Raw genomic sequence first — 22,670 nt, 5'->3', positions numbered from 1 at the left:
AACATGGACGAAAACGAAGCGGCAATCAGAGAGCGGCTGACGGCGGTTGAATCCTCCGTCAAGTCTGCTCATCATAGGATAGACAACATTGAAGAGCTGACCCAATCAGTGAAATCTTTAGCTATTGAAACTAAATATCTCAAAGAAGATATTTCTGATGTTAAAGAAAAAATAGACGTTATAGCCGGACGACCTTCACAGATTCTCACGGTTATTATAACAGCACTAATAACGGCGACTGTAAGCGGATTTGTAGGATTCGCAATCACAAATTTATTAAAATAAGGAGGCAAAAAAGCATGAAGAATAACATAACGGCAGGAACAATAGCAAGAACCATAGTATTAATATTAGCACTAGCAAATCAGGTATTGGCTATGTGCGGTAAGCAGGTGCTAAATATAGCGGACGATGATATATATCAGGTTATAAGCCTATTATTTACAATTGGTGCGGCAGTATGGGGCTGGTGGAAGAATAACAGTTTTACCCAGGAGGCTATAAAGGCGGATGAGGTAATGACAGAGCTTAAAGAAAACGAAAATTAGCGGTTGACAAATTGAATACATAAGTATATAATAATAGCAGATAAGAGATAACCGTTAAACGGTTGTCATAGTCGGGTTAAAATTTATATAACCGTCCTGTGCAAGAGGGCGGTTATACTGCTTTTATGGAGACAATCACAAAAATTATTATAATTGAAACAATTACTTTTAATAAGTATTTCCACATAAGCTACACCTCCTTTCAGCTGTGAGAAACAGCATATGGAGATGACAACCGTCCTTCAATTTCCTCTTACCTGCTCGACAGTATTATACAAGAATATACATAAAAAATCAAGTTAAAATAGCATTACGGGATGTCACTAAGTGGCATTCTTTTTTTGTTATAATATAATAGATTGGAGGAATATAAATGGCAAAGATATACATAGACCCGGGGCACAACCCAACCGGAAACGATACGGGAGCCGTAGGTTACGGACTAAAAGAGCAGGATGTATCTGTGCAGGTGGGAATAATCCTTAGAGAATTATTATTGGTTAGCGGACAAACGGTAAAAATGAGCCGTGAAAATATAACTGATACGGTATCAAGCAGTTTAAATGGAAGTCTTGCAGGCAGATACAACGCCGCCAACAGCTGGGACGCTGATATATTTGTTTCTATCCACTGCAATGCGGCAAATACGAAAGCATATGGCTGTGAGACATATTATTGCACAGGCAGTAATCAGGGTAAGGTGTTAGCGGAATGTGTACAGCCGCATATGGCCGCGGAGACGGAAAGATATAACAGAGGTGTCAAATCTGCCAATTTTGCGGTTATAAAACACACAAATATGCCGGCTATATTGGTAGAGACTGCATTTATAGATAACTATGATGACAACAGGTTTTTAGCCAGCGATGACGGAAAATATAAATGTGCAGTGGGAATTTATAAAGGAATTTGCGACTATTTGGGAATAGAATATAAATTAGAAAGCGAGGACAAACTAGTGAGCAGAGAATATGAAGAACTGAATGAAAGATTAGAAAAAGTGGAAAATCCAATGATTTATGATTACGTGGACGAAAATATGCCTGAATGGGCAAGACCAACAATTACTAAGTTAGTTGACAAGGGATTTTTAAAAGGTGATGAGGAAGGCAAGTTAGGTCTTACAGAAGACCTAATACGAATGTTTATAGTCAATGATAGAGCTGGGGTATATAGGGAATAAATGAGATATAACAAGTATTAAAATATTTAATTTTCATAATTCCACACCAAAATATTTATTAAAAAACAAAAATATGAGACTAATCACATATGTGTTTATGAGATAAATTGATAAAATATTTGTATATTTTATCAAAGGGTGTGGAATTATGGAACCTGTTGACATTTTGAAAATGTGTTTTAGTAATATCCTGTATTTTAAAAGAAAAGAATTTAATCTCAGTCAGGGAAAGATGGCTGAAAAATGCTGTATGTCATTAAGACAATATGCAGATATTGAAAGCGGGAAGAGGTTTCCATCTTCTATTAGCCTAATTAACTTTATAATAAATGGCGAGATAGATATAAATAAGTTTGTTTCTGATATTCAAAAGTTAGGTTATATGCCTAAGGACAGAGTTACAAAGTCTAAGAAATAACACAATAATTATTTGTAACTAAATAATTTTAAAATGAAAAAGGATAGTATACAAGCTATCCTTTTTTATAATGTGAATAATATGCTTATATTTCTGACTGACATTTGACTGACATTTATAATGAATTTTAATTAATTATACTAAACTTAAAAAAGTGTTATATATAACACAAAAGCCTTAAATGCGCTAAATACGTGCATTTAAGGCTTTTTATAAATGGTCGAGGTGACAGGATTTGAACCTGCGGCCCCTACGTCCCGAACGTAGTACTCTACCAAACTGAGCCACACCTCGAAATTTATATCAACAACTTTTTTAGTATATCATGGTTACCGAAATATGTCAAGAGTTATTTTTAAATAAATTTGTATTTTATTCTTGACCTTAGCTAATTGAATTGATATAATATTTCAATAGATTGTGATATTTGTTAACTATGCTAAAGTTATGAGTTATAGACGGTGCAGAATTTAATAATAAATTAAAATCAGTCTTTGCCATAAACAAAAATTTTCATTGTATACGTCGAAATTTGGCTCTTATAAAATTGTGAAAAAGTGGAACAATAAGAGTAAACTATGTGGAAGAAGGCGTATTATGAAAGATAACTCTGTTAAAAAAATGCATTGGTTAACGCTTGCCCTTATGTCGTTTGTACCTCTTTGGGGATTTAATAATATAACTCAGGGCTTTTTTTATTACAATGGTATGGGGGCTATTATCCCATGGATTGTTGTGCTGGTTCTGTATTTCCTGCCGTATGCGCTTATGGTTGGTGAAATGGGTGCCGTTTTCAAAAAATCAAGCGGCGGCGTAAGTTCTTGGGTAAACCAGACTATGGGCAGAAGAATAGCGTTTTATGCCGGATGGACTTATTGGGTAGTACATACCCCGTATCTGGCTCAGAAACCTACTAGAATTCTTGTTGCCTTGGGGTGGCTTTTTTCCGGAAACGGTAATTTTGTAAATGGGCTGGCTCCTATAATCGTTCAGGGAGTTGCTTTGATAATGTTTATTATAGCTATATTTCTGACGCTTCGCGGTCTTAATTTCTTAAAACATCTATCCTCGGTAGTTGGATTCTGCTCTTTCTTTATGTCTATTTTATTTATACTGATGATGTTTGCGGCTACTGCTATAAATAAGGATGTATCGTTTGCCGCTATCAACTGGGGATCTTCTGATACCTGGCTGTCCGGCATAAATATAAATTCACTTTTAAATTTGTCTATTCTTATTTTGGCTGTGGGCGGATGTGAAAAGATGGCGCCTTATGTTAATCATTTAGAGAAGCCGTCTAAAGGATTCCCAAAGGTAATGATTACTTTAACCATCATGGTAGCTTTTTGCGCTTTGCTGGGTACTATAGCTTTGGCAATGATGTTTCCTACGGGTATTCAAAAGGAATTTCTTGCAAACGGCGCTTATGAGGCTTTCAGAAACGTTGGAAATTATTATGGCGTTGGAAACTTGTTTACCTATATCTATGCAATACTTGAAACACTTCTCAATATGACAGTAATCATTGTGTCTATAGACGCTCCGCTCAGGGTTTTGCTTGGCAGCACAGATAAAGAATTCGTACCTGGCTGGCTTTTTAAGAAAAACAAGAAAGGTGTGTATATAAACGGCGTTATATTAGTTGCAATTATTGTTTCTATACTGATTATAATACCTGCGCTTGGAATTGGAAGCGTGGATTCTATGATAAAATATATTATAGAACTTAACTCAATCTGTATGCCGCTTAGATATTTGTGGGTATTCTTGGCTTATATTATGTTAAAGAAATCCGGAGAGTTTGCCAATGCTGAATATACTCTCACAAAGAATAGAGGATTTGGTATGCTGCTCGGAATATGGTGCTTTGCTATAACTGCTTATGCCTGCGTTTCACAGATGGTTACAGTGGATTATGGAACTGCGGAGGGCATATTTAAACTTGTTTTGAATTTGCTGACGCCGCTGATACTTTTGGGACTTGGTCTTATACTTCCGGTTATAGCTAGACGGAGTAACGGTGATGTTTATATAGACGGAAAATATCATCCCGAGCTGGATGAATACAATTTGGAAATACAAAGATTGAAAAAAGAGGCGGCAATTAAAGGTCACGAATAAGAAAGTAATGGAGGATAATTATGAGTAATACTGAAAATATTATATTAACTAATGAAATTATGAATTTCATAGAAAAGAGTCCTGTTTGTTTTCAAGCGGTAGAGAACATTTCAGATATATTGTTGTCTAAGGGTTACAGAAGATTGTATGAATCCGAAGCATGGGACTTAAAGCCCGGTGAAAAGTGTTTTGTTGTTAGAAACAATTCTTCTGTAATAGGGTTTAAACTGCCTGAAAATATTCCAGGTTCATTTATGATTATTGCAAGTCATAGTGATTCTCCGACTTTTAAAATAAAACCAAATCCGGAAATAGTTATTGAAAATAATTATATAAAATTAAATGTTGAAAAGTACGGCGGAATGATTTATACAAGCTGGCTTGACAAGCCTCTTTCTGTAGCTGGAAGAATTGTTGTAAAATCAGACAGCGGAGTGGAAACAAAATGTGTTAATATAGACAGGGATTTGCTTTCAATACCCAGTCTTGCAATCCATATGAACAGAGAGGTCAATGACGGGTATAAGTTTAATCCGCAGAAAGATATGCTTCCGCTGTTTGGTGATAGCCATAACGGGCATAAGTCATTTATTGACCTGATTGCTGCTGAGGCCGAAGTAACAGTTGAAGATATTTTAGGAACAGATTTGTTTTTATATAATAGGATGAAGGGTTCTATTTGGGGAAGAGATTCCGAATATTTTTCGTGTCCTAGGATTGATAATCTGGAATCTGCTTATTTGTCTTTAAAGGCGCTGCTCAATTCTGAATCTACCGCAGCGGTTCAAATGCTTTGTGTTTTTGATAATGAAGAGGTTGGAAGCGGTACCAAACAGGGGGCGAAATCCACATTTTTATATGACACAGTTATGAGAATTGCTGAGGATTTGGGTTTCTCAAATTATTCCAAACTGCAAAAAATTCTAGCGTCCAGTTTTATGGTTTCGGCAGATAATGGACATGCTGTGCATCCGAATTATCCGGAAATGGCCTGTCCGACCAACCGTCCTTATATGAACGGCGGCGTGCTTATCAAGTATAACGCACAACAGAAGTATACAACCGACGCTGTTTCGGAAGGCATTTTTAAGAGAATATGTGAAAAAGGCGGTGCAGAATATCAGGAGTATGTGAACAGAAGTGATATATTAGGAGGTTCTACGCTGGGTAATCTTTCGGGAGAGCATGTTTCCATTAACACAGTGGATGTTGGAGCGGCACAGCTTGCTATGCACTCGGCTTACGAAACCGCAGGAGTTAACGATACAGGATGTATATATAAATCGTTTAAAGAGTTTTATAGTTCTGAGATTATTGTAAAATCTGATACGAGTTATGAAATAGTATAATGTTTTATTTGCCGCACCGCAATTTATACAGATTGCGATGCGGTTTTATTTATATCTAGTATGATTTGTGAATTAATTATTAAATATAAAAATATATGTAGAAAAATCAATTTATATATGTTATAATAATAAAACAACTAAAATAATGGAGGTGTAATTATGAGTATGGGAAAGATTGTGGCTTTGATGGCAGCAACCAGTGCAGTGGCATTTACGGCGGCTACAATAGGGACAAAGGTTGTTATCTCGAAGCTGAATTTAAAGAATAAGAAGAATTCGATTGATTTGGGAGAGGTGACACAAAGTCAAAAATGCGGCTCAGAACAAAGCGGTGGACAGAATGACCGGTCTTCTGTTTCCGGCACCGGTAATTCACCTCATGAAAAATATGAAAATGGAAAGATAGTTGACTTTAAAGGGTTTACAGACGATGTCTTATATGCAATGATTGACACCTTTGAAAAGAAAATGCCCTATTCTGAAGGCCATTCAAAACGGGTTGCCGATATTTCAAAGGCTATAGGCGTTAAAATGGGTTATAAAGATTTGGATGGATTATATTATGCTGCCCTGCTTCATGATATAGGAAAGATTTATATGGCAGGAGAACTGCTTAATAAGTCGAAGCTCAGTATGACTGAGGCTGAAAAGGAATTATGGCATAATCATCCAAAGACGGGCGCGTCAATTGTAAAAAGTATTTCTGAGATAAGCGATTATGCTGAGGATATCAAGCATCATCATGAAAGGTTTGACGGCAGCGGATACCCTGACGGTTTAGTGGGTGAAGACATACCGTTGGGCTCCAGAATAATCGCGGTTGCCGACGCATATGAGGCAATGTCAAGCGAGCGTCCTGGACGTGAGGCCTACCCGAGAGAGTACATTATAAGCGAACTCAGCAAATGCAGCGGCAAACAGTTTGACCCTGCTGTTGCAAAAGCGATGATGGCTGTTATAGCGGATATTGAGACGAAATAATATAAGTCAGGTATTAAATTTTAAATGGGGTTGTATATAGAATGATAAGAAAATCACTTATTGAAACAATTTTTGATGCGGCTTCAATAGAGCGTTGGAACGACCATATAAGACCTTCCCGCGGTTTTACTGAGCTTGATAAGCAGGCTCATAAAATGGTTTATGCTTATACATTAGGTAAAATTAATAAAAATACTGATTGGAGAAAGCTGATTGAGGGAGGAATATTTGAGTTCCTTCACCGGCTTTTGCTGACCGATATAAAACCTCCGGTATATCATAAATTAATGGACAGAAAGGGAGACGAGCTCAATCATTGGTCTGTTGAACAAATAAAATGTGATGTGGAGCATATACCGCAGAACTTTTTGGAGAAGTTTGAAAAATATTTGATTGACCCAAAGTATTCTGAAAACGAAAAGGGCATTTTGAATGCGGCTCATTATTTGGCGACTAAGTGGGAGTTTGATATTATATATGATATGTGCCGCAGTTATTATGGTATAGATGATACCAGAAGGGAAATAGACAGCAAGATAGACTCGTTTTCCGATTTGGAATATTTTAAGACATATCAGAGCGACAATAATTTAAAGAGTTTTACAGCGCTTATAGGTCAGCTTAGATTTCAGCAGAGATGGTCGCGGTCTCCCAGAATACCGGCTACTTCGGTTATTTCACATATGCTGGTCGTGGCTGTGTTGTCTTACTTATGTTCATGTGAGATTGGCGCGTCGGATGAAAGATGCGTAAATAATTTTTTGGGTGGTTTGTTTCACGATATACCTGAGGTTTTGACCCGAGACATTGTTTCGCCGGTTAAAAATTCTGTTATCGGGCTTGATGAACTGATAAAAGAAATTGAGGATGAACAGATGGAAAGTGTTCTTTTTCCGCTTATTCCTGATGATTGGCGCAGCCAAATATCCTATTACACCAGTAACGAGTTTTCAAGTAAAGTAGTTGTTAATGGAGAGATAAAAACAGTAACCAGCAATGAAATTTCAAAAAACTATAACCGTGACGGTTTTTATGCAATTGACGGAGAGATAATAAGGGCGTGTGACCATTTGGCGGCTTGCGTTGAAACGTACATTTCTCATTTGTACGGAATATCTACCCGAATTCTTGTAGACGGCAACCGTTCGTTATATGAGAGATATAAAAACTCTGTAATAGGCGGAATAGATTTTGGTTCATTGTTTGATTATTTTAGAATTTAACATATTAATCTAATAACCCTGACATTTGTCCGGGTTCAGACCACTGACAGACCTGCCTCAAAAAGGCGGGTTTTACACTGAAGACAAACGCCATTTCGGAATATTCTGCAATGGCGTTTGTCTTTAGTCTGAGCGGTTAAGCTTTTGCTTAGCCGCTTTTATTTTCTACTTTAGAAGGTTCTTTCTTTTAAAAATCGCTTATTTAAAATATTTTTATCTTATTTATTATATATATTGACAAATTTCGTAAGTTATAGTAAAATTATACTATAAAATAAAAAGCCTGCTTAAAAAAGCAGGCAAAAGTTACAAATAAAATGCACAACTCTTGTGCGAACATAAAGAACGATTTGAAATAATTTTTATTTGAACTCGTAGTGTAAATTTATAGGGTAGTAAATCCTATAAGCAAATACTACCACAAGATAAGGGAGTTGTCAATATGCAAAAGAAAAATTTTTATGGCGATTGGCTTTTGGGGCTTGACATAGGTACAAACTCTGTGGGTTGGGCTGTTACAGATACTGGCTATAATATTTTAAAATATAAAAGCAACGCCATGTGGGGCGTTCATCTTTTTTTCCCGGCCAACCAATGCGAGGACAGGCGAAGCTTTAGAACAAGCCGCAGGCGCCTTGACAGACGGCAGCAGCGCATATCTCTTTTGCAGGAATTAATGGCAAAGCCCATAGCGGAAATCGATCCGGATTTTTTTATACGCTTAAAACAAAGCGCATTATACCCGGAGGATAGGTCAACCGGCACACAAAATATCTATTTTAATGATATAAATTACACAGATAAAGAATATTTTTCTGAATATCCTACAATCCACCATTTGATTGATGAACTTATGAAGAATACTTCACCTCACGATGTGCGGCTTGTTTACCTTGCCTGCGCATATATACTGGCGCATAGGGGTCATTTTCTGTTCAGCGTTGATAAAGACAATATTTCAGAAGTGCTGAACTTCGACAAAGTTTATCAAGTATTTACAAACTGGTTTAATAGCGCAGACAAAGCGCAGCCATGGGAATGCTCATCAGAAAAGTTTGCTGAAATATTAAAGCGTAATATAACCAAAACAGCAAAGGAACGTGATTTTAAGCTCTTGCTTTGGGACGGCAAAAAGCCAACGCTTACCGAAGAGTCTGCTATTAATCCGGTAACCGCCATTAAGTTAATTGTTGGCGGTAAGGCAAAATTGTCAGATTTATTTCTAAACGAAAGCTATAAGGAATTAGAAACAAATTCTATAACCTTTAATGACGATAACTTCGACGACTTATTTGAGTCGCTTATCCCCGCGCTCGATGACGGAGATTCCGACCTTTTAGCTTCAATAAAAGCAATATATGACTGGTCATTGCTAAGCGGGATTCTTAAAGAAAAGAGTTGCATTTCAGAAGCTAAAAAAGAAATTTATGAACAGCATAAATCAGATTTAGCCTTTTTAAAGTACGCCGTTAAAAAATATATTCCCGAAAAGTATGACTATGTGTTCCGCATTGCTGACAGCAAACTTCCTAATTATCTTGCATATTCGTATAACACCAACGACTATAAATCAAAAAACAAAACTATACCATCTGACCTTAAAAAAGCATCGCCTGAAGATTTTTGTAAATACATAAAAGGCATATTTAAAGAAACAAAATGCGATAATGCTGACCTCTCTAAATTTGATGATATGTTAAACCGTCTTGACTTATCAAGCTTTTGCCCTAAACAGGTCAATTCTGATAACCGCGTTATTCCTTATCAGCTTTATTGGTACGAGCTTAATTTAATACTTAATAACGCATCAGCATATCTTGATTTTCTAAATGATTCTGATGAATACGGCTCTGTTAAAGACAAAATTTTAAGCCTTATGGAGTTTAGAATACCCTATTATGTCGGACCATTAGTTTCATCAGATAAAAGTAACTTTGCATGGATGAAACGAAAAGCAGAGGGAAAAATATATCCGTGGAATTTTAAAGATATGGTAGATGAAGACGCAAGCGAAGAGGAATTTATCAGAAGAATGACGTGCAAGTGCACATATCTTCCGGGCAAAAATGTTCTGCCCAAAAATTCACTTCTATACTGCAGATTTAATGTTTTAAATGAAATCAACAATATAAAAATCAACAACAAACCCATCACTGTTGAATGTAAGAAATTAATATATAATGAGGTATTCTTAAAGCACGACAGAGTCACATTAAAACATATTAAAGATACCTTGCGTTCCCACGGCTGTTATGAAGACAAAGACTCTATTACGGGCATTGATATAACGGTTAAATCCTCCTTAAAGCCGCTCAGAGATTTTAAACCGTTGATTGAATCAGGCATGCTGACAGAAGAAGACGCAGAAAAAATAATTGAAAAGATAACTTTTTCAAACGATAAATTAAGGATTAAAAAATGGCTTAAGGAAAACTATACGCTTTCCGATGAAGTTATTAAAAAGATTGCAAAATCGAATTATAAAGATTTCGGCCGACTCTCAAGGGAGTTTTTAACAGAGGTCTTTGATATTGACCCCAAAACCGGCGAAGTTGTTAATCCAAATATAATCACCATGCTTTGGGAGACCAATAAAAACCTTATGGAGCTGCTGTCCCAAAGCTATGGATATTCATCAAATGTAAAGAAGCAAGCAAAGGAATACTATAATGCTTATCCCAAAAACGTTATAGACCGGCTAAATGAAATGTACATATCCAACGCCGTTAAGCGCCCTATTCTAAGAACCCTTGACATTGTTAAAGAATTAAAGTATATTATGCCCACGCCTCCAAAGAGAATATTTATTGAAATGGCGCGCGGAGAAGGTGAAAAAAAGCGCACAAAATCCAGACGCGACCTTATACTTGAAATGTATAAAAATTATGGTGAAGATGAAGTTGGAGAATTAAAAAAACAATTATTCCCGAAAGCTGACGGCGAGTTGCGCAGCGAACGGCTGTTTCTCTATTTTACTCAGCTTGGAAAATGCATGTATTCGGGTAAATCCATTGATATCAGCAACCTTGCAAGTAAGGCATATGATGTGGACCACATTCATCCAAGGTCAAGAAAAAAAGATGATTCACTTGATAATAAAGTTCTTGTGCTATCAGAAGAAAACGCAAAAAAAGGAGATAAATACCCGATTTCAAGCGAGATAAGGCATAATATGAAATCCATGTGGGAGAAACTTGCAAAAGGCAATTTGATAAGTAAAGAAAAGCTTCACCGGCTTGAAAGGGACACCGAATTCACTGATGAAGAGCTGGCTGGATTTATCAATCGCCAAATTGTTGAAACGCAGCAATCCACTAAAGCTATCGCTCATTTACTAGAGGAAATGTTCCCCGACACGCAAATTGTTTATGTCAAAGCCCGGCTTGTATCCGAGTTTAGGCAAACATATGATATGCTTAAATGCAGGTCTGTCAATGATTTGCATCACGCGAAAGACGCATATTTGAATATAGTCATGGGTAATGTTCAATACGTTAAATACACAAATAATCCTTTAAACTTTATTAAAAGCGGACAAAAATATTCACTTAAATTAGATTCACTTTTAAAGCATGACATTATTCGCGGCAATGATACCGCATGGCTTAAAGATGGCTCCAGTTTAACCACCGTTAAAAATACAATGGAAAAAAATAATATCAGATTTGTCCGATATTCCAGCTGTCAAAAAGGTGAGCTGTTTAATATAATGCCGCTTAAAAAGGGACTTGGTCAGATCAGCTTAAAGAAAGATAATATATCGGATATATCAAAATATGGAGGATATAACAGCGCCACATCAACTTATTTCTATTTGGTTAAGCATATTAAAAAAGATAAAGTTACCATATCCTTTGTGCCTATAGATTTAATATATGCAGGTCAATTAACATCAAAGCAAGAAGTTTTAAATCATCTATGTGAAAAACACGGTTTAATTGAGCCTGAACTGCTGCTTGGCGGCAGAAAAATTAAATATAATACTCTGCTTGAAATAGATGGCTTCCGTTCGCATTTGACATGTAAAACCAACGATAGAATTAAAATAAAGAGGGGCCTTCAATTAATTCTCCCATACGAATGGGAAAAATACATAAAACGCCTGGAAAAATATAATGACAGAAATTCTGAATATCAAAGGCTTAATAAAATGACCCTTGAAATCACTGTAAAAGATGAAATAACCAAAGAGAAAAACGTAGAACTATATAATATTCTGATGGACAAATTAAAAAACACTAAATACAATGTGTTTAAAACCCCCAGCGAAATTGTTAAAAAAGGTAAAGAGGTATTTGAGACTCTCAATGTTGAAGAACGAAGTATTGTACTTTTTAAAATGCTTGGACTTTTTAACTGCACCCTGCCAAGTGGAATTGACTTAAAGCTAATCGGCGGTTCACAAAGCTCTGCTATACTTAGCATATCCATGGATTTAAACAAGAAGAGCTTTTCCTCTATAAAAATCATTGACCAATCGCCAACGGGGCTTTTTGAGAAAAAGTCCCCTAATCTACTTGACCTATGAGCTGGCGCATAGTAGTAATATCAAAAAGATGCAAGCTGGATTTAAAAATGGGATATATGGTTGTCCGCTCCGAGGAAACTAAACGAATTTATCTTGATGAAATATCAATGGTCATCATTGAAAATATTGCCGTTTCTATAACAGGCTGTCTTTTAGCAGAGCTAAACGCACGAAAAATTAAAGTAATTCTCTGCGATGAAAAGCGTAATCCCGCATCGGAACTCGTTTCACTTTATGGCAGTCATGATTGCTCATTAAAAATAAAAAACAAATTGGGTGGACTTCTGATATTAAAGCTAGCGTTTGGACTGAAATAGTTTCAGAAAAAATACGCAATCAGTCCTTCTGTTACGTGAAGTAGAGCAAATTGAGGCGGCAGAAATGCTAAGCGGTTATATCAAAGAAATAGAATTTAATGACGCAACCAATCGTGAGGGACATGCTGCCAAAGTGTATTTTAACGCATTATTCGGAATGGATTTTAATCGAAACGCTGATAACGCTATAAATGCAGCATTAAACTATGGCTATAGAATAATTCTATCGGCTGTAAATCGTGAAGTTGTTTCTAACGGCTATCTGACACAGCTTGGATTATTTCATGATAACATGTTTAATCAATTTAATTTAAGCTGTGATATTATGGAGCCGCTGAGAATTTTGATAGACAGACTTGTTTATCACGAGAACTTTGCAATGTTTAACTCCGATGAAAAACATAAGGTAGTAAATATTTTAAATGAAACAATATACATAGACGGCGGCAAGTATACTTTTTTAAACGCAATAAAAATTTACTGCAAAAGTATATTTGACGCACTTAATGACAACGACACATCGTTAATACAATTTTATAGATATGAGTTATAGATTTATGAGAATATTCGTATTTTTTGACCTTCCCGTTGAAACCTCTGAAAACAGGCGGGATTACAGGCACTTTAGAAAATTTTTAATAAAAAACGGCTTTGTCATGCTGCAGGAATCAGTCTATTGCAGGATGGCTTTAAATCAAACCATTGTAAACTCTATCACGCAATTAATCAAGAAAAACCGACCGCCCAAGGGGTTAGTTCAAGTTATGAACGTTACAGAAAAGCAATTTTCAAGGATGGAATTTATTACAGGTAAGTTCACTTCCGATGTTATAGACAGCGATGAAAGGCTGGTGATATTATGATGCTCGTGCACCCTTATATAACAGAAGAAATCGTTTTTAACGAAAATATTATAAATATACTCGTGATAGAAAACCAGCCCTTTTTTGCTGAGATTATATCAGATATTTATAATCAAACACTCCGGCTCCCCGGAAGAGTTGTATTATCAGATGATAATATACCTATTGAAATACATAAACACATGAAACTATTAACACAAATAGTACCATTCGATATTAATGAAAGAACGTTAACGTCTAAGTTTTATTCTGCTTTAAAAAACATTGCCGTCGATGAGGAGCACTATTATAACACTCAAGAAATGATAGCTAAGATAAAACAATATATTTTTAATTTATACGATTCATTTGATTATGATTTAACAATTGAAGATGATATTGATATCTCTAACCTTTTAAAACTTTTCGGTTTAAAATTCAACGAAGAATGTTTAAGCATTTCCGAAAAAATTATTGAGCATATGCTGGCAGTCACTGAATTTGAAGGCGAAAAAATATTTGTTTTTGTGAATTTAAAAAGTTATATCCCCGAAGCTGAACTTGAGGCTCTTTATAAAACCGCAATTCATCATAAACTTAAACTGCTTTTAATTGAGAGTACAGACCGCGCATTATTAAAACATGAAAAAAAGCTTGTAATAGACAATGATTTATGTGAAATATAATTGAAAAATATTAATTATAATATATAATATAAATAGATAATTTTGCTTTCTATAAATTTCCGGCGGTGAGTAGTGTCTCCGCTTCAAACTGAAAATCTGACATTTGAGGTTTGAGAGTAGTGTAAATTTATAGGGTAGTAAAACTTATAGGGTAGTAAAACTCTTCCCAGCGTTTACACCCTTGCTCATCCGTTTGAGAGTAGTGTAAATTTATAGGGTAGTAAAACATATAAGGAGAATAAAAAATGAAAATGTCTGTTTGAGAGTAGTGTAAATTTATAGGGTAGTAAAACAGTGTAATTAATGCAGAAAACAGCAAACTAGTTTGAGAGTAGTGTAAATTTATAGAGTAATAAAACTCAATAATCCTATATCAATTGTTGGTCAAGGTTTGAGAATATTGTAATTATCAAAGCAAAAAACCGCCATTAGGTGGCTTCAGACCCCGGACATTTGTCCGGGCTTTTTTATTTTCTATATTTTTATGTTTTTACAGTTCATATAATTTTTTTAATTAAGAAACAAAACCGGTAATTAAATATTTTATTTGGAAATTAAACTTTCATTGTTAAATTAAGATGTCTCTAATTTCTTTAATATCGAAGCATATCAATTTAGTTATAAGTTCTAATTCAGGACAAAGCCTCATAGAATACTACAAATAAGAAACAAACAAGCTAAGAGCCGGTGATACAATGATTGAGTATGACACAATATTGGACTATATGCCTAAAAACGGGCTTAGAACCGTGGTGCATCAAGGTCTTAAAAATGCTGGATTTAATGTGGATGAAATCCGCGTCCGAACAGACAGACCTCTGTCTTTTGTTTCAGGTAACAAAATATATTTTGTGAAGCCTGACGGCGCTCTAACTGCTGGAATGGATAAGGGGTTTATTGTTGAGAGATTCAGCCTGAATACTTTGTTCCGTTCGATATGTGAAAATTCTGTTTACGCATATTTGGATGAGATAAGGCAGGGGTTTGTAACTCTCCGCGGCGGTCACAGGGTGGGGTTTGTAGGCAGGGCAATATGTGACAGTGATGGCAGAATTGAAAATTTTCGTGATATAAGTTCTGTTAATATAAGAATCGCCCGTGAAATAAAAGGAAGCGCGGATGATATAATGCCTTATATTCTTAGCGGAACGAGTATTAAAAGCACACTTATAGTTTCGCCGCCGGGAGTTGGCAAGACAACTGTTCTTAGAGATATGGCAAGACAGCTTTCGGGTTTTGGAATAAAGGTTGGCGTAGCAGACGACCGCGGTGAAATTTCTGCAATGTTTCAGGGCGTGCCATGCAATGATATAGGTGCAAATACTGATGTGATTGAAAACGCTCCGAAAGCTGATGGGATTAATATATTGCTTAGAACAATGTCGCCTCAAGTCATTATTACTGACGAGCTTGTAACAGACAGGGAGGTAAACGCTGTATGTTATGCGAAGGGGAGCGGCTGTGCTATTATAGCCAGTGTTCATGGAAGTACGTTTGAGGAGGTTAAAGAGAAACCGGCATTTTTGCCGCTATTTCAAAATCATGTCTTTGAGAATTTGGTTATATTGAGCATGAGCAATTCTGGAAGCCGGAGAGTAGAAACGGAGGTAAGACAGCTGAAATGACAATGAAATTATTATGTTCGTTTGCGATAATCGCAGGGTGTGGGTATATCGGACTTGTTGTAGCTTCTGAATATGAAGCCGGAGTAGTACAGATTAGAGAATTTATAAATGCTCTAAAATATCTTGAGACAGAAATTTCTATAAACAGCTCGGTGCTCAGTGAAGCGTCCCGTAGGGTTTCTGAAGTTGAGAATGGAGTGGTTTCAGATATTTTTTTGGAGTTATCTGATGGTATGACTGGTGCTCCCGGAGAAAGGGTTGACGAGATTTGGATGAGAGCGGTTGATAATAATAAAAAGCGTCTTTGTCTGAATAGAGAAACTATTGATGTAATAAAAGAGTTTTCAGTCTGTTTAGGGAGCGGGACTCGCAGAATGGAATCAGACAATATCAAAGCTGTATGTCAGAGATTGAAGCTGGCTGAGGAAGAGGCAATGAGAAAAAAAGCAAAAAATTCAAAGCTGTTTAAAAGTTTAGGTTTTGCAAGTGGAATATTAATCACAGTTCTTCTTTTATAACTTCGGAGGTATGGAATGACAGGTGTTGATTTGATTTTTAAAGTGGCGGCAATAGGTATTCTGGTGGCGGTTCTTAATATGCTTTTGTGCAGAGCCGGCCGTGACGACCAGGCGATGATGACAACAATAGCCGGATTGATTGTGGTTCTGTTGATGGTGATACAGGAGATAAGCAATCTCTTTACCACGATTAAGGATATATTCGGACTTTAACATAAGGAATGGATATAAAAAATGGAAGTCATGCGAATAGTTGGTATAGGACTGATAGGAGCAATTCTTTCGATACTTTTGAGAAATTCAAAACCGGAGTTTTCGATGCTCATACCTGTTGTGGTATCGTTTACAGTTTTGGCTTGCGCTATGCCGTATCTTATAAGAATCACGGAAGAACTGAGCAGAATGGCGTCAAGCGCCGGTATAAACAGTTCATATATGAGGATTGTTATAAAAGTTATAGGAATATCCTATCTTGTGTGTATTACAGCAGAGTTATGCAAGGATGCAGGTGAAAACGCCATAGCGGCAAAAATTGAGCTTGGAGGGAAGCTTATAATACTTGCTATGGCGATTCCAATCATAAACAGTCTTTTGAATTTAGTTAAAGAAATAATTATGCACAAATGATAGCTTACCGGAGGTGTACCTTGAAACATTATACTATATGCTGCATTATAATTGCCGCGGTTATAATTTTTTTTGGTTCGTCTGCGGTTATGGCGGAGGAGCAGGACGGAGAGGATTTAAGCGGAGAATTAATCAGTGGATATTCAGAACTGTATGGAGAACAAATTGAAGGCGGCGCCGGTGAAATAATAAACCAGTCGATTACGCCATATGCTAACGGAATGAATATCGGGGAGTTTATAAAAAGGGTAGCCTCAGGCGAAGTTCCGCTAAATCCGATCGGGATAGTAAAGGAGTTGTTATCAGCATTATTTGGGGAAATGCTGGGAGTGACGAAAAATATGCTGCTTGTAGTCGCTATGGTTATACTAAGCTCGGTTTTATCAGCTGTTGTGACCGGGTTTGAAAAAAACGCGACCGGTAAAATAGCATATTATGTGTGTTTTATAGCCGTTGCAGGGCTGGCTTCATCAACCTTCTACAGCTGTCTTGAGGGAGCTTCGGCAGCAATAGAAAATCTGACATTGTTTATGAGGTGCATAGTGCCGATAATGATTACGGCTTTACTGTCAAGCGGGGCAATCGTTTCCGCTACCTCACTGGAACCTGTGCTTCTCACAGTAATTGAAGCTGCGCTGACTTTAATAAAATCTATATTTATGCCGCTCGTTATGGTTGGCACAGGACTTGGAACAATAAACGCCCTGTCGGCTAATTTGAAAACGACCAGGCTGGTCTCTTTGATAAATAATACGGTTAAATATGGACTCAGCGTTTTACTGACAGTTTTTGTGGCATTTGCAGGGCTTCAAAGTATTGCTTCTTCCGGAGCTGACGCACTGACATTAAAGCTTACAAAATTTGCTTCGTCAAATTTGATTCCTGTTGTTGGGGGGATACTCTCTGAATCTGTTGAAACAGTGTTGAACTGCAGTTCGGTTATAAAAAACTCTGTTGGTGTTGTTGGGGTAATATTGGTGTTTTTTATCGCTGTGATGCCTATAGTAAATATTATAGCCGCAATGTTAACCTTCAGGCTGGTAGCAGCATTTTGCGAGCCTATAGCTCATAAGTCGCTTGTTGAGTGTATTTCATGTATGGCTAATGGGATATCAATGGTGTTCTCAATGCTAGTGTCGGTGTCAGTGATGTTCATAATAATTATTACTGTAATGATAAATATTTCAACGTAGAGGTGCTTTGTTGTGGACTTAATCAGAAATTGGGCATTTTCGGTTTCGGCTGTAGTCGTGTTTGGAACTCTGGCAGAGGCGGTTATGCCAAGCGATGAGTATAGAAAATATGTTCATTTGGTGCTCGGGCTTTTGCTGATTATAACTATATCTAGTCCTGTTATATCTTTGCTGGGAAATGGAGTTGATATAGAAAGTTTTTTGGATGCCGAAGGAGCCCGTACTTTGATGAGTTCTGAAATAAGTCCTGAAAGTATTGAAAAGAAACAAAAAGAGGATGTGATTACAATATACAAAAAAACTCTTGAAAATAATATTAAAACTAGAATTGAAACAAAAATCCCTGAGCTTAAAGATAATATAAAAGTCAGTGTTTCGGCAGCGGACGACGGAAGCGAATATGGGACTATTGAAGAAGTGGATGTAGTTTTGAGCGGAGATGATACCGAGAGGGCAGACGAGATAAAAACAATAGTATCAGCTATAACCGGGATTCCGGAGAACGGCGTGATAGTAACCAGAGAGTAATACACGGGTTTTATCCCGATAAAAAGGTACTAAGGATGTGCAGTGATGAATCTAAAAACTATTTTTTCAAAACTTAAAAGTCACAGCAGCGATCTTTATCAAAATTTTAAAGAAAACGACTCTCCCGGCGAAAAGAAACATATGAACATGATTGTTATATGGATAATTATAATAGCTATCATAGTGTTATTCTGCATAAGAAGTTTTGGCTCAAAAGACGTTTCAAAAACTTCGGAAGCAAAGAATAGTTATAATCAATATCAGACTGAAGCCGGATATAAAACGGAGCAGGAATATGTAAATAAAATGGAGGAAGATTTAAAGGGGATACTTGAGAAAATCAGCGGTGCAGGCAACGTCAGCGTCAGAATTTACATTGACAGCACCAATGAAAAAATTCTTGCCGCAGACAGCAAAAAACAAAGTGAGACAAGCGAAGATAAGGATGGAAAGAAAGAGTCCAGCTCATCAGAAAACGGACCGATTATGTCGTCGGGAGGAAGCCTTGGAGGAAACGCTTCTCCATATGTTGTTCAGGAAAAGCTTCCTTATCCTATTGGTGTCGTTGTTGTCGCGGAGGGCGCTAAAAACGATAATGTAAGAAATGAAATCTATGAGGCTGTGAAAGCTCTTTACGGCTTGGCGGCCAATAGAATTAAAATTACTTATTAATATATAAAAACGAAAAAAATTAAAGAAAATTTATAAATAAGGAGAGTACGCTTATGAACTCAAAAAAGAAGGCAAAATTTAGAGGCAAACAGGTATTGGTTGTTGGATTAATTGCGCTTGTGCTGGCGGCAGGGTATTACCGCTGGACTATAAGCGCTGTCAAATCAGACGCCGTCAGTGTTTCCAGCACTGCCGCGCCCGACGATGCGGAGACATTTTGGTCAAATAATAAAAATGATGAAAATAAAGATAATAACGATGAAAAACAAAATAACAGCGATAATAATGAACAGCAAAATCAGGATAATCAAAATAATCAAAGTCAAAGTGCCAATGTGATAACACAATCCCGTCAGGACAGAGATAAACTGAGAGGCGACACAATGGATAAATGGAAAGAGATTTCATCAAATAAAGACGCAACAGAATCAGCAAAAAAGGAAGCAGAAAGCAATATAGTTAAATTGACAAAATATTCCGAAAATGAAAATGCAATAGAGACCGGAGTAAAGTCAAAAGGGTTTGAAGATTGTTTTGCGCAAGTCAGCGACAGCGGAGTTTCAGTTGTGGTTAAAGGCGGAAACTTAGACAGCGCTTCTGTGGCTCAGATAAAAGATATTATAATTGCTGAGACCGGAGTTGCAGCTTCGCAAATAAAAATTAGTTCTGAACAATAAAAGTATGATAAAAATTAATAAAATCGCCTAAAATAATCATTGTAATCTTAAAATTGTTATGTTATAATCAAACGTAGTGTTTTGAAAATTGAATTAGGAGGTTTTATATTATGGCAGAAGACAACAATGCGCCTCAGGAGCAAGCTGCTCCAAAGACCGGAGATGTCAATATTTCAAACGATGTTGTTTCTATTGTGGCGTCGCTTGCGGCAAGCAGTGTTAAAGGCGTATCAGGAATGGTAAGCTCGATTTCCGGCGGAATAGCCGAGCTTCTCGGCAAAAAGAATATGTCAAAGGGCGTAAAGGTTAATGTGAACGATAAGGACGTAACGCTCGATTTGTCTATTATTGTTGAATACGGCGCTAAGATACCGGATGTTGCTTGGGAAATCCAGGAAAAGGTTAAGAGTGAAGTTGAAGCAATGACCGGTTTAACAGTTGTTGCTGTAAATGTCAGCGTTGAAGGCGTCAGTGTTCCAAAAGAAGATAGCGATAAGTCTCAGAGCGGGTCTGCAGCGTATACAGTCAGTGAAGCTGTAGATAATGCGGCCGAAGCAGCGGGAGAAGTGGTTGACAAGGCGTCAGACTATGTTCAGAAAGCAGGAACAAAAGCCGGGCAGTTTGTCGATTTAGCTAAAGATAAAGCAGAAGATTTAACCGGCTTAGCTAAAGATAAGGCGGAAGACTTAGCTGATATTGCTAAAGATAAAGCTGAGGATTTTGCCGATAAGGTTAAGGATAAAGCTGAGGAAGCTGTTGAAATAGGTTCTGATATCTTGGAAGATTTAAAGGATAGATTGAGCGAAGAGCCGGAAAAAGATAAAGCTGAATAGGCGTTTTTATTAAATTTGATTTAGAAGGGGCAGAATGTTATTCTGTGGTTGGTTATGGACAGAAGAAAAGCAAGGGAATATACTTTTATAATTCTCTTTCAATATAAGTTTCAGCCTGAAGATATCAGCGAAATATTAGATGATTTTTTCAAAGAGTATGATACTGGTAAACAGGGCGAATATATCAGCCAGGCAGTTGCCGGCGTTGTAAAGAATATTGATGAGATAGACAAAAAGATAACTGAGTTTTCAAACGGATGGGATATTGAACGTATTGGAGCTGTCAGCCTGGCGATTTTAAGACTGGGTGTGTTTGAAATGCTCTATATGGATGATTTGCCGCTGCCTGTTTCGGTTAATGAGGCTTCAAATCTTACCCGTGAATATGCCGGTGAAGAGGCGGTTTCATTTGTAAACGGAGTTTTGGGAAGTATCCAAAAACAGCTTGAAAACTAGATGTATAAACTTAATATTCAGACAGAGCGAGTTCTAATCCGGATTATAGCGGATTGCTTCCGCTCTGTTTGACGTATATAAAATATAAAGCATATTATATTTTGATGCCGTAAAATTTTGAGGTAAATTATGATAGAGAGACAAGCGTTGACTGTAACACAGGTCAATTTATATATAAAGCAGGTTATTGCGAGAGATGATATTTTAAATAACGTATTGGTTAAAGGTGAGCTTTCAAACTTTAAAGCTCATTCCTCCGGGCATATGTATATGTCACTGAAAGACGAAACCGGAGTTATGAGAGCCGTTATGTTTAGAAGCGCAGCTGCCAAGCTCAACTTCAGACCCCAAAACGGAATGAAAGTTTTGGCTAGAGGAAGAATTGGGGTTTATGAAAGAGACGGACAATATCAGTTATACATAGAACATATGGAGCAGGAGGGGATAGGCGACCTGCATGTGGCTTTTGAGAAACTGAAACAAAAACTGGATGCTGAGGGATTGTTCTCTCCTAAGTATAAAAAACCTCTGCCTAAGTACCCTGGGAGAATTGGAGTTGTCACTGCTCCTACAGGAGCCGCTATCAGGGATATTATGAATATACTGTCAAGACGTTTTTCATATTCTGATATACTGCTTTATCCGGTTCTTGTGCAGGGGGAAAATTCGGCTCAGAGTATTGTTGAAGCCATAAATTATTTTAACGATACTGATTCAGCCGACGTTCTTATTGTAGGCAGAGGCGGCGGCTCGATTGAAGATTTGTGGTCTTTTAATGAAGAAATAGTCGCCAGAGCAATTTTTGCCAGTCATATACCTATAGTGTCGGCTGTAGGTCATGAGATAGACTTCACTATATCGGATTTTGTCGCGGATTTGAGAGCGCCTACGCCGAGCGCTGCTGCAGAGCTTGTTGTGCCATCTCAGGTTGAACTTAGAGAAAAGTTCAATAATGTGTATTCCAGAATGTATACATGCGCTAACCGTATAGTTGAAAGAAGCAGAATGAGAGTAAAAATGCTGAGTGAAAATACTGTTTTGAAAAATCCTATGGTAAAAGTGGAGGATAATAGGATATATTTAGACAGCTTATATAAGAATTTTGAAAACGCGTTCCAGGGAATATTAAATGAGAAAAAGCAGAGTCTTGCGCTGAATGCGTCAAAGCTTGACGCTCTCAGTCCTCTAAGTTCGCTTCAAAGAGGATTTTCTGTTACTAAAGATACAGCGGGCAAAGTGGTAAAGAGCGTCGGCCAGATTTCAGACGGTGATGAAATCACAGTTTTAGTCAGTGACGGAAGCTTGCTTGCAGATGTGAAAAAAATAGAGAAAAATTAATAAAATA

At 37.0% G+C, this 22,670-nt stretch carries 22 protein-coding genes, 1 tRNA gene and 1 pseudogene; 23 read left to right on the top strand and 1 reads right to left on the bottom strand.

What is annotated here, in order from left to right; genetic code table 11:
- Positions 1 to 3: 3 nt before the first annotated feature.
- The 4 genes from B9O19_RS02285 to B9O19_RS02270 all read left to right on the top strand — a co-directional run bounded on the left by B9O19_RS02285 (position 4) and on the right by B9O19_RS02270 (position 2,149).
- Entirely contained in the window at positions 4 to 285 is a 282-nt protein-coding gene (locus tag B9O19_RS02285; protein ID WP_102364927.1) for a hypothetical protein, read from the top strand.
- 14 nt (positions 286 to 299) lie between these two features.
- A complete protein-coding gene (locus B9O19_RS02280) occupies positions 300 to 548 on the top strand; it encodes a phage holin (RefSeq protein ID WP_102364926.1) in 249 nt (82 codons plus the stop codon).
- Between the two features lie 373 nt (positions 549 to 921).
- Positions 922 to 1,731 (top strand): N-acetylmuramoyl-L-alanine amidase family protein, encoded by an 810-nt coding sequence (locus B9O19_RS02275; RefSeq protein ID WP_102364925.1) that lies wholly within the window; start codon positions 922 to 924, stop codon positions 1,729 to 1,731.
- Positions 1,732 to 1,879: 148 nt separating this feature from the next.
- Positions 1,880 to 2,149: a helix-turn-helix domain-containing protein gene (locus B9O19_RS02270; protein WP_102364924.1), complete on the top strand. Its 270-nt coding sequence runs from the start codon at positions 1,880 to 1,882 to the stop codon at positions 2,147 to 2,149.
- 217 nt (positions 2,150 to 2,366) lie between these two features.
- Here the strand turns inward: B9O19_RS02270 and B9O19_RS02265 are convergent.
- Positions 2,367 to 2,443: transfer RNA gene (locus tag B9O19_RS02265), tRNA-Pro, on the bottom strand.
- A gap of 303 nt (positions 2,444 to 2,746) precedes the next feature.
- Here B9O19_RS02265 and B9O19_RS02260 point away from each other — a divergent pair.
- The 19 genes and pseudogenes from B9O19_RS02260 (at position 2,747) to xseA (ending at position 22,663) form a co-directional block, all read left to right on the top strand.
- Positions 2,747 to 4,270 carry an amino acid permease gene (locus B9O19_RS02260; RefSeq protein ID WP_102364923.1) on the top strand — a complete coding sequence of 508 codons (1,524 nt, stop codon included), beginning with the start codon at positions 2,747 to 2,749 and terminating at the stop codon, positions 4,268 to 4,270.
- A 20-nt stretch (positions 4,271 to 4,290) separates the two neighbouring features.
- Positions 4,291 to 5,619: a M18 family aminopeptidase gene (locus tag B9O19_RS02255; RefSeq protein WP_102364922.1), complete on the top strand. Its 1,329-nt coding sequence runs from the start codon at positions 4,291 to 4,293 to the stop codon at positions 5,617 to 5,619.
- A gap of 159 nt (positions 5,620 to 5,778) precedes the next feature.
- Complete coding sequence (locus B9O19_RS02250) at positions 5,779 to 6,600, top strand: HD-GYP domain-containing protein (protein WP_102364921.1); 822 nt, start codon at positions 5,779 to 5,781, stop codon at positions 6,598 to 6,600.
- A gap of 41 nt (positions 6,601 to 6,641) precedes the next feature.
- Entirely contained in the window at positions 6,642 to 7,823 is a 1,182-nt protein-coding gene (locus B9O19_RS02245; RefSeq protein WP_102364920.1) for an HD domain-containing protein, read from the top strand.
- Positions 7,824 to 8,265: 442 nt separating this feature from the next.
- Positions 8,266 to 12,351: a type II CRISPR RNA-guided endonuclease Cas9 gene (cas9, locus tag B9O19_RS02240; protein WP_102364919.1), complete on the top strand. Its 4,086-nt coding sequence runs from the start codon at positions 8,266 to 8,268 to the stop codon at positions 12,349 to 12,351.
- Positions 12,348 to 13,221 (top strand): annotated as a pseudogene (gene cas1 / locus B9O19_RS12210) (type II CRISPR-associated endonuclease Cas1). Before cas9 ends, cas1 begins: the two are co-directional and overlap by 4 nt.
- A 4-nt stretch (positions 13,222 to 13,225) precedes the next feature.
- Complete coding sequence (gene cas2, locus B9O19_RS02230; RefSeq protein WP_102364918.1) at positions 13,226 to 13,531, top strand: CRISPR-associated endonuclease Cas2; 306 nt, start codon at positions 13,226 to 13,228, stop codon at positions 13,529 to 13,531.
- Complete coding sequence (gene csn2 / locus B9O19_RS02225) at positions 13,528 to 14,196, top strand: type II-A CRISPR-associated protein Csn2 (RefSeq protein ID WP_102364917.1); 669 nt, start codon at positions 13,528 to 13,530, stop codon at positions 14,194 to 14,196. Before cas2 ends, csn2 begins: the two co-directional genes overlap by 4 nt.
- 695 nt (positions 14,197 to 14,891) lie before the next feature.
- Positions 14,892 to 15,821 carry a stage III sporulation protein AA gene (locus B9O19_RS02220; protein WP_102364916.1) on the top strand — a complete coding sequence of 310 codons (930 nt, stop codon included), beginning with the start codon at positions 14,892 to 14,894 and terminating at the stop codon, positions 15,819 to 15,821.
- Positions 15,818 to 16,339 carry a stage III sporulation protein AB gene (locus tag B9O19_RS02215; RefSeq protein ID WP_102364915.1) on the top strand — a complete coding sequence of 174 codons (522 nt, stop codon included), beginning with the start codon at positions 15,818 to 15,820 and terminating at the stop codon, positions 16,337 to 16,339. The genes B9O19_RS02220 and B9O19_RS02215 overlap by 4 nt, the downstream gene beginning before the upstream one ends.
- Positions 16,340 to 16,354: 15 nt before the next feature.
- The gene (spoIIIAC, locus tag B9O19_RS02210) at positions 16,355 to 16,552 is read left to right on the top strand and encodes a stage III sporulation protein AC (RefSeq protein ID WP_102364914.1); all 198 of its coding nucleotides are present in this window, start codon (positions 16,355 to 16,357) and stop codon (positions 16,550 to 16,552) included.
- 21 nt (positions 16,553 to 16,573) lie between these two features.
- Positions 16,574 to 16,966 carry a SpoIIIAC/SpoIIIAD family protein gene (locus tag B9O19_RS02205; RefSeq protein ID WP_102364913.1) on the top strand — a complete coding sequence of 131 codons (393 nt, stop codon included), beginning with the start codon at positions 16,574 to 16,576 and terminating at the stop codon, positions 16,964 to 16,966.
- A gap of 20 nt (positions 16,967 to 16,986) precedes the next feature.
- On the top strand, positions 16,987 to 18,159 hold the full coding sequence (locus B9O19_RS02200; protein ID WP_158648891.1) for a stage III sporulation protein AE: 1,173 nt from the start codon (positions 16,987 to 16,989) through the stop codon (positions 18,157 to 18,159).
- Positions 18,160 to 18,171: 12 nt separating this feature from the next.
- A complete protein-coding gene (locus B9O19_RS02195; protein ID WP_102364911.1) occupies positions 18,172 to 18,687 on the top strand; it encodes a stage III sporulation protein AF in 516 nt (171 codons plus the stop codon).
- 45 nt (positions 18,688 to 18,732) lie between these two features.
- Entirely contained in the window at positions 18,733 to 19,359 is a 627-nt protein-coding gene (locus tag B9O19_RS02190; RefSeq protein WP_102364910.1) for a hypothetical protein, read from the top strand.
- Between the two features lie 53 nt (positions 19,360 to 19,412).
- Entirely contained in the window at positions 19,413 to 20,036 is a 624-nt protein-coding gene (locus tag B9O19_RS02185; RefSeq protein ID WP_102364909.1) for a SpoIIIAH-like family protein, read from the top strand.
- A gap of 110 nt (positions 20,037 to 20,146) precedes the next feature.
- Positions 20,147 to 20,869 carry an Asp23/Gls24 family envelope stress response protein gene (locus tag B9O19_RS12155; protein WP_102364908.1) on the top strand — a complete coding sequence of 241 codons (723 nt, stop codon included), beginning with the start codon at positions 20,147 to 20,149 and terminating at the stop codon, positions 20,867 to 20,869.
- A gap of 54 nt (positions 20,870 to 20,923) precedes the next feature.
- A complete protein-coding gene (nusB, locus tag B9O19_RS02175) occupies positions 20,924 to 21,325 on the top strand; it encodes a transcription antitermination factor NusB (RefSeq protein WP_102364907.1) in 402 nt (133 codons plus the stop codon).
- Between the two features lie 129 nt (positions 21,326 to 21,454).
- Positions 21,455 to 22,663 carry an exodeoxyribonuclease VII large subunit gene (xseA, locus tag B9O19_RS02170; RefSeq protein ID WP_102364906.1) on the top strand — a complete coding sequence of 403 codons (1,209 nt, stop codon included), beginning with the start codon at positions 21,455 to 21,457 and terminating at the stop codon, positions 22,661 to 22,663.
- The last annotated feature ends 7 nt before the right edge of the window (positions 22,664 to 22,670 follow it).

Source organism: Monoglobus pectinilyticus (assembly GCF_002874775.1).
GTDB classification, from domain to species: domain Bacteria; phylum Bacillota; class Clostridia; order Monoglobales; family Monoglobaceae; genus Monoglobus; species Monoglobus pectinilyticus.
This window is presented reverse-complemented; position numbering and strand designations above follow the sequence as displayed.

Bases quoted from the DNA above. Each gene is read 5' to 3' on its own strand.
- B9O19_RS02215 (WP_102364915.1), top strand. From the start codon at position 15,818: ATGACAATGAAATTATTATGTTCGTTTGCGATAATCGCAGGGTGTGGG.
- B9O19_RS02250 (WP_102364921.1), top strand. From the start codon at position 5,779: ATGAGTATGGGAAAGATTGTGGCTTTGATGGCAGCAACCAGTGCAGTG.
- B9O19_RS02190 (WP_102364910.1), top strand. From the start codon at position 18,733: ATGAATCTAAAAACTATTTTTTCAAAACTTAAAAGTCACAGCAGCGAT.
- B9O19_RS02275 (WP_102364925.1), top strand. From the start codon at position 922: ATGGCAAAGATATACATAGACCCGGGGCACAACCCAACCGGAAACGAT.
- B9O19_RS02260 (WP_102364923.1), top strand. From the start codon at position 2,747: ATGAAAGATAACTCTGTTAAAAAAATGCATTGGTTAACGCTTGCCCTT.
- B9O19_RS02255 (WP_102364922.1), top strand. From the start codon at position 4,291: ATGAGTAATACTGAAAATATTATATTAACTAATGAAATTATGAATTTC.
- B9O19_RS02280 (WP_102364926.1), top strand. From the start codon at position 300: ATGAAGAATAACATAACGGCAGGAACAATAGCAAGAACCATAGTATTA.
- B9O19_RS02205 (WP_102364913.1), top strand. From the start codon at position 16,574: ATGGAAGTCATGCGAATAGTTGGTATAGGACTGATAGGAGCAATTCTT.
- cas2 (WP_102364918.1), top strand. From the start codon at position 13,226: ATGAGAATATTCGTATTTTTTGACCTTCCCGTTGAAACCTCTGAAAAC.
- spoIIIAC (WP_102364914.1), top strand. From the start codon at position 16,355: ATGACAGGTGTTGATTTGATTTTTAAAGTGGCGGCAATAGGTATTCTG.
- xseA (WP_102364906.1), top strand. From the start codon at position 21,455: ATGATAGAGAGACAAGCGTTGACTGTAACACAGGTCAATTTATATATA.
- B9O19_RS02270 (WP_102364924.1), top strand. From the start codon at position 1,880: ATGGAACCTGTTGACATTTTGAAAATGTGTTTTAGTAATATCCTGTAT.
- B9O19_RS02220 (WP_102364916.1), top strand. From the start codon at position 14,892: ATGATTGAGTATGACACAATATTGGACTATATGCCTAAAAACGGGCTT.
- B9O19_RS02245 (WP_102364920.1), top strand. From the start codon at position 6,642: ATGATAAGAAAATCACTTATTGAAACAATTTTTGATGCGGCTTCAATA.
- csn2 (WP_102364917.1), top strand. From the start codon at position 13,528: ATGATGCTCGTGCACCCTTATATAACAGAAGAAATCGTTTTTAACGAA.
- B9O19_RS02285 (WP_102364927.1), top strand. From the start codon at position 4: ATGGACGAAAACGAAGCGGCAATCAGAGAGCGGCTGACGGCGGTTGAA.
- B9O19_RS12155 (WP_102364908.1), top strand. From the start codon at position 20,147: ATGGCAGAAGACAACAATGCGCCTCAGGAGCAAGCTGCTCCAAAGACC.
- B9O19_RS02185 (WP_102364909.1), top strand. From the start codon at position 19,413: ATGAACTCAAAAAAGAAGGCAAAATTTAGAGGCAAACAGGTATTGGTT.
- cas9 (WP_102364919.1), top strand. From the start codon at position 8,266: ATGCAAAAGAAAAATTTTTATGGCGATTGGCTTTTGGGGCTTGACATA.
- nusB (WP_102364907.1), top strand. From the start codon at position 20,924: ATGGACAGAAGAAAAGCAAGGGAATATACTTTTATAATTCTCTTTCAA.